This window comes from Mycobacteriales bacterium, from assembly GCA_035504215.1.
Taxonomy (GTDB): Bacteria; Actinomycetota; Actinomycetes; order JAFAQI01; family JAFAQI01; genus DATAUK01.
In genome coordinates this window covers 1-9,129 of record DATJSI010000031.1, presented here as the reverse complement: position 1 = coordinate 9,129, position 9,129 = coordinate 1, and the positions used below count along the sequence as shown (strand labels likewise).

The 9,129-nt window shown below is 70.1% G+C and carries 12 protein-coding genes; 1 reads left to right on the top strand and 11 read right to left on the bottom strand.

Going from position 1 to position 9,129, the window contains the following annotated elements; genetic code table 11:
• The 8 genes from VME70_03030 to VME70_02995 form a co-directional block, all read right to left on the bottom strand.
• A partial coding sequence (locus VME70_03030) for a hypothetical protein (protein ID HTW19169.1) occupies positions 1-193 on the bottom strand: 193 nt, incomplete at its 3' end.
• Positions 194-215: 22 nt separating this feature from the next.
• The gene (locus VME70_03025; protein ID HTW19168.1) at positions 216-1,097 is read right to left on the bottom strand and encodes a diacylglycerol kinase; all 882 of its coding nucleotides are present in this window, start codon (positions 1,095-1,097) and stop codon (positions 216-218) included.
• A gap of 49 nt (positions 1,098-1,146) precedes the next feature.
• Positions 1,147-1,995 (bottom strand): twin-arginine translocase subunit TatC, encoded by an 849-nt coding sequence (gene tatC / locus VME70_03020; protein ID HTW19167.1) that lies wholly within the window; start codon positions 1,993-1,995, stop codon positions 1,147-1,149.
• Between the two features lie 27 nt (positions 1,996-2,022).
• Positions 2,023-2,304 carry a Sec-independent protein translocase subunit TatA gene (tatA, locus tag VME70_03015; GenBank protein ID HTW19166.1) on the bottom strand — a complete coding sequence of 94 codons (282 nt, stop codon included), beginning with the start codon at positions 2,302-2,304 and terminating at the stop codon, positions 2,023-2,025.
• A 48-nt stretch (positions 2,305-2,352) separates the two neighbouring features.
• On the bottom strand, positions 2,353-2,532 hold the full coding sequence (locus VME70_03010) for a hypothetical protein (protein ID HTW19165.1): 180 nt from the start codon (positions 2,530-2,532) through the stop codon (positions 2,353-2,355).
• Between the two features lie 52 nt (positions 2,533-2,584).
• Entirely contained in the window at positions 2,585-2,917 is a 333-nt protein-coding gene (locus VME70_03005; GenBank protein ID HTW19164.1) for a hypothetical protein, read from the bottom strand.
• Positions 2,918-3,029: 112 nt separating this feature from the next.
• Positions 3,030-3,989 carry a WYL domain-containing protein gene (locus VME70_03000; protein HTW19163.1) on the bottom strand — a complete coding sequence of 320 codons (960 nt, stop codon included), beginning with the start codon at positions 3,987-3,989 and terminating at the stop codon, positions 3,030-3,032.
• Positions 3,986-4,942, bottom strand: coding sequence for a WYL domain-containing protein (locus VME70_02995; GenBank protein HTW19162.1), 957 nt, complete (start codon positions 4,940-4,942; stop codon positions 3,986-3,988). The genes VME70_03000 and VME70_02995 overlap by 4 nt, the downstream gene beginning before the upstream one ends.
• A gap of 75 nt (positions 4,943-5,017) precedes the next feature.
• Here VME70_02995 and VME70_02990 point away from each other — a divergent pair, with 75 nt between their 5' ends.
• Complete coding sequence (locus tag VME70_02990; GenBank protein ID HTW19161.1) at positions 5,018-6,085, top strand: DUF3866 family protein; 1,068 nt, start codon at positions 5,018-5,020, stop codon at positions 6,083-6,085.
• 20 nt (positions 6,086-6,105) lie between these two features.
• Here the strand turns inward: VME70_02990 and pafA are convergent, their stop codons facing one another.
• The 3 genes from pafA to prcB are packed head-to-tail and all read right to left on the bottom strand — an operon-like array spanning position 6,106 to position 9,112.
• Positions 6,106-7,464, bottom strand: a complete 1,359-nt coding sequence (gene pafA, locus VME70_02985; GenBank protein HTW19160.1) for a Pup--protein ligase — start codon at positions 7,462-7,464, stop codon at positions 6,106-6,108.
• 58 nt (positions 7,465-7,522) lie between these two features.
• On the bottom strand, positions 7,523-8,224 hold the full coding sequence (gene prcA / locus VME70_02980) for a proteasome subunit alpha (GenBank protein HTW19159.1): 702 nt from the start codon (positions 8,222-8,224) through the stop codon (positions 7,523-7,525).
• Between the two features lie 36 nt (positions 8,225-8,260).
• On the bottom strand, positions 8,261-9,112 hold the full coding sequence (gene prcB / locus VME70_02975; GenBank protein HTW19158.1) for a proteasome subunit beta: 852 nt from the start codon (positions 9,110-9,112) through the stop codon (positions 8,261-8,263).
• Between the last annotated feature and the right edge of the window lie 17 nt (positions 9,113-9,129).

The following is a 9,129-nucleotide window of genomic DNA, read 5'->3' as shown; positions in this document are numbered from 1 at the left end:
CGAACTCCCCTACCAGCGTCTTGCCCGCTCCGGTCGGTGCGGCGACGAGCACTCCGTGGCCGCGTTCGAGGGCCTCGCAGGCGGCGCGCTGGAACAGGTCGAGCTCGAAGTCGTAGCCGGCGGCGAAGTCGGCCAGCGCGGGATAGTCGCCCCGGCGTCGCGCCGCGGCGTACCGCTGCGCGGGGCTGGCCATGAGTCCAGACTAGGTTGCGGCGTCAGGCGAGGATCTGCACCGCGCCCGGCACGCACTCCGCCGTGATCGGCAGCTCGGCGAGATACTCGCCGTCGGCGTACGCCGTCACCCCGTCGGCTTCCAGCCGGACTTTCTCGGCTCGCCGGGTCGTCACGGCGGGATGGTTGGTGTGCGTGCCCTTGTAGACCTTCGGGAAGGTCTTGAGGAACTCGGGCTTGCTGACCGGCCCGAGCACTGTGACGTCGATCAGGCCGTCGGTGAGGTCGGCGTCCGGGCACACCAGCATGCCTGCGCCATAGGACTTGGCGTTGCCGAGCGCGACCAGCATCGCCTCGGTCTCCCACGGCTCGCCGTCGTCGAGGAGCAGCCGGAACGGCAGCGGCTTGAACACCCTGAGCTCGGCGAGGATGGCCAGGTTGTAGCGGGCGCGCCCGCGGGGCCAGGTCAACCGGTTGGCCCGGTCGTTGACCCGCGAGTCGAAGCCGGCTCCGAGCACGCAGCCGAACCACCGGTCGCCGACGCGTACGGCGTCCATCGCCCAGGCGCCGGCACCGGAGAGACGTTCGGCAATGAGCCCGGCGGCGGCGACCGGATCCTTCAACGGCAGGCAGAGCGTCTTCGCGAGGTCGTTGCCGGTGCCCGCCGGGATGATGCCGAGCGGGGTTGATGTGCCCGCGACGGCGTTGACGGCAAGATGCGCCATCCCGTCTCCGCCGAGCGCGACGAGGGCATCGCAGCCGCTCTCGACCGCCCTGCGCGCGAGCCGGAGCGCGTCGTCGGCATCGTGACCGACCAGGATGCTGACGTCAGCGCCGGCCTCCTGGAACCGCCCGGCGACGTGCGCGACGACGGCGCGAGCCCGCCCCTTGCCCGCGGTCGGGTTGACCAGTAGCGCGATGTCCATCCTCGGTCGTTCCCCCTCGCCACTCGCTTCGGTCACCGGGCACGAGGCGTCACGGAACCGCCGGCTCGTCGTCGATCGGCGCCAGCTCGTCATCGGACAGGTCCGGGTACATGGTCGACGGGCGGCGCGCCACCCGGCGGTCGTGCGCGGTCGCGATGCCCGCCGCCACGCCGTACAACAGGCACATCGGCACTGCCAGCGCGCTCATGGTGAACGGATCCTGGCTCGGGGTGGCGACTGCGGCGAACACGAAGATCCCGAAGATGACTGCCCGCCAGTGGTGGCGTAGCCGCTGCGCCGAGACGATACCCACCAGGTTCAGCATCACCACCAGTAGTGGCAGCTCGAAGGAGACCGCGAAGATCAGAATCATTGCCACGACGAACGACAGGTAGCTGTTGAAGTTCAACAGCGGGGTGAGCCCGCCCGTGGCGAAACCGAGCAGGAAGCGCAAACCCTTGTGCAGGGTGAGGTAGGCGAAGGCAGCGCCCATGGCGAACAGCAGGACAGATGACGCCACGAACCCGGTGGCCCAGCGCTTCTCGTGGGTGTACAGGCCGGGGGTGACGAACCGCCAGATCTGATAGAGCCAGATCGGCGACGCCGCCAGCACGCCGGCGTACAACGCCACCTTCAAGGTGACCGTGAACGGGTCCAGCACCCCGCCGACGACCAGCGTGCAGCGGTTTTTGACCAACCGGTAGCGCACCGGCAGCGAGCAGTAGGGATGGGTCACGAAGTGCATGATGTGAGCGTGGAAGATGTACGCGACGATCGTCGTCACGAGCACCGCTGCCACTGACACGATGACGCGGTGGCGAAGCTCTGTGAGGTGCTCGGCCAGCGTCATCCGGCCGTCGGGCGTGCGCCCGGCTCGTGCCCGCGCCGGGCGGGGCATCTTCACCGGCGTTGCCCCGGAGATTGACTACTGCGGCGGAGGCGACTGATCGCCGGAGGCTACTGGCTGCGGCGGCGGGTCGGAAGTCACGGCCGGAGCGACCGGCGCTGCGGGGGCAACCGGCAGCGCGGCCTGCTGCACCGGTTGGGCCTTGGTGCCGTCGTCGTCGTGCAGGTCCTTGAGCTCAGTCTTGAGAATGCGCGCTGAGCGGCCCAGCGATCGGGCCGCATCCGGGAGCTTCTTGGCACCGAACAGCAGCACGAACACGGCGGCCACGATCAGCAGATGCCACGGCCCGAACTCGCCCATGAGAGTTCCTCTCGATCGACGTCCCGAGTGTACTTCGCGGGAACTGGGTCAGCGGTTCGGCGGCGCGATTCGCGCCAACTCGTCAGTAACCGCCGTAATCTTCGCGCCAGCCGCGCTCAGATCGCGAGCGAACTGTCTGACCTGGCGCCAGAGCCGGAAGGCCAACCCGGCGAGCACGGCGAGCCCCAGCACGCCGATGCCGACGTAGAACGCAATCCAGCCGGCCATGCGGCGAGTGTAAACAGCCGTACCGCGCCTCGTGCCGCAAGCGGCGGGTGGCTCAGCGGTGAGCGGAAGCGGTGGCGCGAGCGGCGAGCAGGTCGTCGCGGTCCAGCTGGAGTACGAAGTCGAGCAGGTCGTCGTAGGTGAGCGTCGGGCCGGGCTTGGGCTCGATCGCCTCGGCCGGCACCTCCCACACCTCGGCGCGCACCCCACCGGACATCAGCAGCGAGACGATGTGGTCGTCGGCGGGCTTGCGCACCGACTCCTCGCACTCGGGGCAGATGAACGAGTAGTACGACAGCGGACCGTGGCTGCACACCCGCAGGGAGATGTCGCCGCTGGTGAGCTCTACCTCACCGCAGCTGGGGCACGAAGCCTTGATTGTGGTCATGGCTGCCGTCCCTCCCTGTCCTCGCCAAGCGGGCTGCTTGATGTAGGTCATGCTTCGGCAGGAGTTCACGACGGCTTGAAGGCCGTTTGCCACGGCCATTAGTCCGGTTGTGCTACCGGCGGTAGGCGGAAAGCGTTGCAATTGCGACATCGCGCACCTCGTCCGCCAGTTCGGGCGGATCGATCACCCGGCCGCGCCCGGCCAGGCCGAGGGCGAGCCGACGCACCCAGGCGTCGTCGGTGACCCGGAGGCGGACGATCAGGCCGCCGTCGCCACGCTCGGTGACCGCTTCGCACGGGTAGTAGTCGGCGAACCAGCGCACGCTCGGGTCCAGAGAGAAGGTCACCAGCCGGTCGTCCGCAGCCGGGGTGAGCAGCCCGGCGCCCAGCGCCCGCCGGCGGGTCTCGTCGGTGACGTCGACCGCGGTGTCGAGGACTGAGATCTCCAGCACCCGATCGAGCCGGAAGGTGCGCAGGTCATCGACGAGGTAGCACCACCCGGCCAGGTAGGCCCGGCCGTCGGTGGTGAACAGGCGCAGCGGGTCGACCTCGCGGTCGGTTGCCTCGTCACGGGCCGGCACCCAGTAGAGCATCTTCAACCGCTTCCCGCGAGCGAGCGCGCCGGTAGCGGTCGCCACGACCCGCGCGTCGCTGTCGCTCGACGGTGCGCTGACGACCCGCTCGGTCGCGGTGCCCGCCGCTGCGCCGGCGGCGGCCTCGAGCTTGGCCAGAGCCCGGTCGATCGCGGTGCGCTCGACGATGCCCGGCTCCTCGGACACGATCCGCAGCGCCGCCACCAGCGCGAGGCCCTCCTCGGCGGTGAGCCGCAACGGGCGCGCGATCTCGTCGGCGTTGCTGAGCGTGACCCGGTCACCCTTCCAGGTCACGTCGATCAGGTCGCCGGGCCCGTAGCCGGGCAGCCCGCACATCCACAGCAGGTTCAGGTCGGCGCGCAGCTGCTCCTCGCTCACCCCGAACTCCCGAGCGACGTCGGAGACCGGCGTGCCCGGGTGCGCGAGCAGCCACGGGACGAGCGCGAGCAGCCGTGGCAGGTGGTCGGTCGCGCCGGTCACGGCGCATCCACGAGAGTCTCCAAGCGACGCACGACCGCCTCGCGCGCCTCGGCCGGCGCCTCGACGATCGCGTCGGGACCGTAGCCGAGCACCTGGTCCGCGAGCCGCTGGGCGTCCGGAGCCGGCACGGAGAGGACGTCCCAGCCGTCGCCGCCGTCGGCGACGTCGACCGCCTGCCGGCGCAGGCCGATCGCGCGGTCGCGTCGTACCTTGACCCGCGCGAACACCTCGTTGCCGGGGACGTCACTCTCCGACACCAGTGCGGGCAGGTCGACCCCTTCGGGTACGACGACCGCGCCCGGTGGGCCCTCCGCCTTTGGGTCGCCCATCATCCGGGACAGCCGGAACACCCGAGGCGCGTCGCGGTCGACGTCATGCCCGACGAGGTACCAGCGGCCGTGCCAGCGCACTACTCCCCACGGCTCGACCAGCCGGCGGCTGGCCTCACTGTCGGAGGCGCCGCGGTAGTCGAAGCTCACTCGACGTCCGGCCCTGGTCGCCTCGTCGACGGCGGGCAACGCCCCGCTGATGGCGCCGACACCGGGCTGGAGCCCTTCGGGCATCGGCGTGATCTCGACCCCGGTGGCCTCGAGCTTGCGCAGCGCGCGGGTCACCGGTCCGCCCAGCGCGGCCGACGACCAGACCCTGGCGGCCAGCGCGACGGCCGCCGCCTCGTCCGGCTCGAAGGTGATGTCGGGGAGCGCGTAGTCGTTGCGGGCGATCCGGTAGCCGATCTCGTCCTCCCAGCCGGTCATCGTGCCGGTCTCGAGCGGAATGCCCAGGTCTCGAAGATCCTCCTTGTCGCGCTCGAACATCCGCTTGAACGCGTCGTCGGACCGCGCGTCGCTGTAGCCCGGGATGATCTCGCGCAACCGCTCGGCGGTGATGAACGAGCGCGTGTGCAGCAGGCAGATCACGAGGTTGACCAGCCGCTCGGTCCGTTCTGCCGCCACGAGCGATGACGCTACCTCCCGAACCCGGCCGGTCGGACGCTGCCGCGGGGTGTCGGCGGCGTAGGGTCGCGATCCGTGATCCGCTGGCGCGACGGACGGGTGCTCGAGCTCACCCGGATCCGCGCCGGCGCGGTCGAGCTGCGGGTCGCGACTGCCGACGGCGAGCTTGCGGCGCTTGCCTACGCCGACCTGGTCGGCTCGCCGCGGCCCGGGGACCGGGTGCTCCTCAACACGACCGCGGCCGCCCTCGACCTCGGGACTGGCGGCTTCGCGCTCGTCGTCGCGATCCCGGACCGGCTTCCGCCCGACCGCACCGAGCCGGGGCACATCGTCAAGGCGCGCTACACCCCGCTGCAGGCCACCGTCCTCGCGGTCGACGAGCAGGACTCCCCCGACCACGACCGGCTGCGCGACGCGGACGACCTCGCCGGCCTGCCCGTCGTGGTGGCCGACCTGCACTCGGCCCTACCGGCGGTGCTCGCCGGCCTGCGTGCCGCCGGCGCCGCGCCTCGGGTCGTCTACGTCATGACGGACGGCGGGGCGCTGCCACTCGGCCTGTCGACCTCGGTGGAGGCACTGCGGGACGCCGGCTGGCTGGCCGCCTGCGTCACGGTCGGCCAGGCGTACGGCGGTGATGTCGAGGCGGTGACCACGCACACCGGGCTGCTCGCCGCGCGGCTGGTGCTGGGCGCGGACGTCGCGATCGTGACGCAGGGGCCGGGCAATCTCGGCACCGGCACGAGGTGGGGTTTCAGCGGGGTGGCATCCGGTGAGGCGGTCAACGCGACCGCAACGCTCGGCGGACGCCCGGTCGCCGCGCTTCGGGTCAGCGCGGTCGATCCTCGCGAACGCCATCGCGGCGTCTCGCACCACTCGCTGACCTCGCTCGGCCGGGTGGCGGTGCATCCCGCCGACGTCGCCCTGCCGCTGCTCCCCGGTGAGTTCGGTGCCACGGTCCGCCGGGCCGCTGCGACGCTGTCGCCACCACATCGGCTGGTCGAGATCGACGTGGCCGGCCTCGACGCGGCGCTTCGCACCAGCCCGGTGGAGCTGTCCACGATGGGCCGCGGGCTCGACGACGATCCGGCGTACTTCCTCGCCTGCGCGGCAGCCGGCCGGCACGCTGCAGGTCTCCTGCCCTAGCCGCAGCTGGCCGGCCTGGGCTACATGCTGGCGATCAGCTTCTCGACGCGGTCGTCGACGGCGCGGAACGGGTCCTTGCAGAGCACCGTGCGCTGCGCCTGGTCGTTGAGCTTGAGATGCACCCAGTCGACGGTGAAGTCGCGACGCTTCTCGGTGGCTCGGGCGATGAAGTCGCCGCGCAGGCGGGCGCGGGTGGTCTGCGGCGGCACGGACTTCGCCTCGAAGATCTTCAGGTCGGTCGTGACCCGCTCGACCGCGTTGCGTCCCTCCAGCAGGTAGTACAGGCCTCGCCGCCGGCTGACGTCGTGATAGGCGAGGTCGAGCTGGGCAACCCGCGGCGAGGACAACGCGAGGTTGTGCTTGTGCCGGTAACGCTCGATCAGCTGGTGCTTCATCACCCAGTCGATCTCGCGGTCGACCAGGCCGAGGTCGCCGGTGTCGACCGCCTTCAGCGTCCGCTCCCACAGCTCGAGCACGTGGTTGGTCGTGGCGTCGCCACCGCGTCGCTGGACGAAGTCGCGCGCCTTCACGAAGTACTCCTGCTGGATGTCGAGCGCGCTTGCTTCACGCCCGTTGGCCAGCTTGACGGTACGGCGGCCGGTGATGTCGTGGCTGACCTCGCGGATCGCGCGGATCGCGTTCTCCAGCGTCAGGTCTCGCATCACGACACCGGCCTCGATCATCCGCAGCACGAGGTCGGTCGTACCGATCTTCAGCAGCATGGTCGTTTCCGACATGTTGCTGTCGCCGACGATGACGTGCAGCCTTCGGAACCGCTCGGCATCGGCGTGCGGCTCATCGCGCGTGTTGATGATCGGGCGGCTCCGTGTGGTCGCCGACGAGACGCCTTCCCAGATGTGCTCGGCGCGCTGGCTGACGCAGTAGACCGCCCCGCGCGGCGTGAGCAGCACCTTGCCGGCGCCGCAGATGATCTGCCGGGTCACCAGGAACGGGATGAGTACGTCGGCCAGCCGGCTGAACTCGCCGTGCCGGCCGACCAGGTAGTTCTCGTGACATCCGTAGGAGTTGCCGGCGGAGTCGGTGTTGTTCTTGAACAGGTAGATGTCGCCCGCGATGCCTTCCTCACGCAGCCGTCGCTCGGCATCCATCAGCAGGCCTTCGAGGGTCCGCTCCCCCGCCTTGTCGTGGGTGATCAGCTCGACGATGTCGTCGCACTCGGGTGTCGCGTACTCGGGATGCGAGCCGACGTCGAGGTAGAGCCGGGCGCCGTTCTTGAGGAAGACGTTGCTGCTGCGGCCCCACGAGACCACGCGGCGGAACAGGTAGCGGGCGACCTCGTCCGGCGAGAGACGGCGCTGACCGCGGAACGTGCAGGTGACGCCGTACTCGTTCTCGAGGCCGAAAATCCGCCGGTCCACGAGTTCAGACTATGGGCCCCCGCAGCGAATCTCCCGCAGGCAGCGCCTAACGGCGGACTCAGGACGACTGCAGCAGGGGCGCGACCTGGGCGTCGGTGAAGCGCCGGAACGTGCGTCGCGGCCGCGTTCGGTCCAGCACGGCCACCTCGAGCTGCTCGGCCGAGATGGTCCGGGTGGTCTCGGTGTCCGCCGCGCCGAGCGCGCGGACCGCCAACCGCAGGCCCTCGTCGAACGGGATGTCGTCGCGATGCCCTTCGCGCAGCGCGGCGCCGATCGTGTCCGCCGACCCACCCATGACGACGACGCCGTGCTCGTCGGCCACGCTGCCGTCGTAGGTAAGCCGGTAGAGCTGGTCCTCCTGCGCGGTCTCGCCGATCTCCGCCACGGTGATCTCGACCTCGAACGGCTTCTCGCCGCCGCTCGAAAAGATCGTTCCGAGAATCTGCGCGTAGGTGTTGGCGAGTGCCCGCCCGGTGACGTCCCGACGGTCGTAGGAGTAGCCCCGAAGGTCGCACATGCGTACGCCGGCGACGCGCAGGTTCTCGAACTCGTTGTACTTGCCAACCGCCGCGAAGGCGATCCGGTCGTAGATCTCCGAGATCTTGTGCAGTGCGGTGGAGGGGTTCTCCGCCACGAACAGGATGCCGTCGGCATAGCTCATCACGAGAACGGCGCGACCGCGGGCGATGCCTTTGCGGGCGTAGTCGGCCCGGTCCTTCATGATCTGCTCGGGTGAGACATACCCGAAGGGCATCGTCACGGCGGTCAGGCTGCCTTTCTCGTCGAGTCGGTCAGGTTAGCGGAGCGGAGCCGACGGGCCGCCCGGACTGGTCATCCGCTCGGCGACCACCTGCTCGGTGACGGCGGCGACCTCCTCCTCGCTCAGCTTGCGGAACCCGTCCGCCGACACCGCCGCGATCACCGGGTAGATCCGCCGCGTGAGGTCGGGTCCACCGGTTGCGCTGTCGTCGTCCGCGGCGTCGTACAACGCGTGTACGGAGGCGAGCACGGCGTCGCTTTCCACGAAGTCGTCGCGGTAGAGCTTCTTCAGGGAACCGCGCGCGAACACACTGCCGGACCCGACGGAGTGGAAGCTGTGCTCCTCGTAACGGCCGCCGGTCATGTCATACGAGAAGATCCGGCCGGCCTGCGTCGGCGAGTCCGCTTCCAGGTCGTAGCCGGCGAACAGCGGCACGGCACCCAGTCCTTGCATCGCCATCGGAAGGTTGTTGCGGATCAGCAGCGCGAGCCGGTTGGCCTTGCCCTCCAGGCTGAGGGTGACCCCTTCGATCTTCTCGTAGTGCTCGAGCTCGACCTGGAACAACCGGACCATCTCGACCGCGACGCCAGCAGTGCCGGCGATGCCGACGGCGGAGAACTCGTCGCCCTGGAAGACCTTCTCGATGTCGCGCTGGGCGATCATGCTGCCCATCGTGGCTCGGCGGTCACCGGCGAGGATGACGCCAGCGGTGTGCGTCACGGCGACGATCGTCGTTCCATGCGGCGCCTCGATCGGCGTGCTCCCGTGTCCGGCGACGGCGCGCTGTCCGGGCAGCAGCTCGGGCGCATGCTGGGCCAGGAAGTCGCTGAACGAGCTGCCCGGCGCGAAGAAGGCCGGCGGCAGGGTGGCGTGGTCAGGAGTCTGCACGGCGCCAGCCTGCCACG

Excerpts from the sequence above, each read along its gene's own strand:
- tatC (HTW19167.1), bottom strand. The coding sequence starts at position 1,995 with ATGCCCCGCCCGGCGCGGGCACGAGCCGGGCGCACGCCCGACGGCCGG.
- VME70_03025 (HTW19168.1), bottom strand. The coding sequence starts at position 1,097 with ATGGACATCGCGCTACTGGTCAACCCGACCGCGGGCAAGGGGCGGGCT.
- tatA (HTW19166.1), bottom strand. The coding sequence starts at position 2,304 with ATGGGCGAGTTCGGGCCGTGGCATCTGCTGATCGTGGCCGCCGTGTTC.
- VME70_03005 (HTW19164.1), bottom strand. The coding sequence starts at position 2,917 with ATGACCACAATCAAGGCTTCGTGCCCCAGCTGCGGTGAGGTAGAGCTC.
- VME70_03010 (HTW19165.1), bottom strand. The coding sequence starts at position 2,532 with ATGGCCGGCTGGATTGCGTTCTACGTCGGCATCGGCGTGCTGGGGCTC.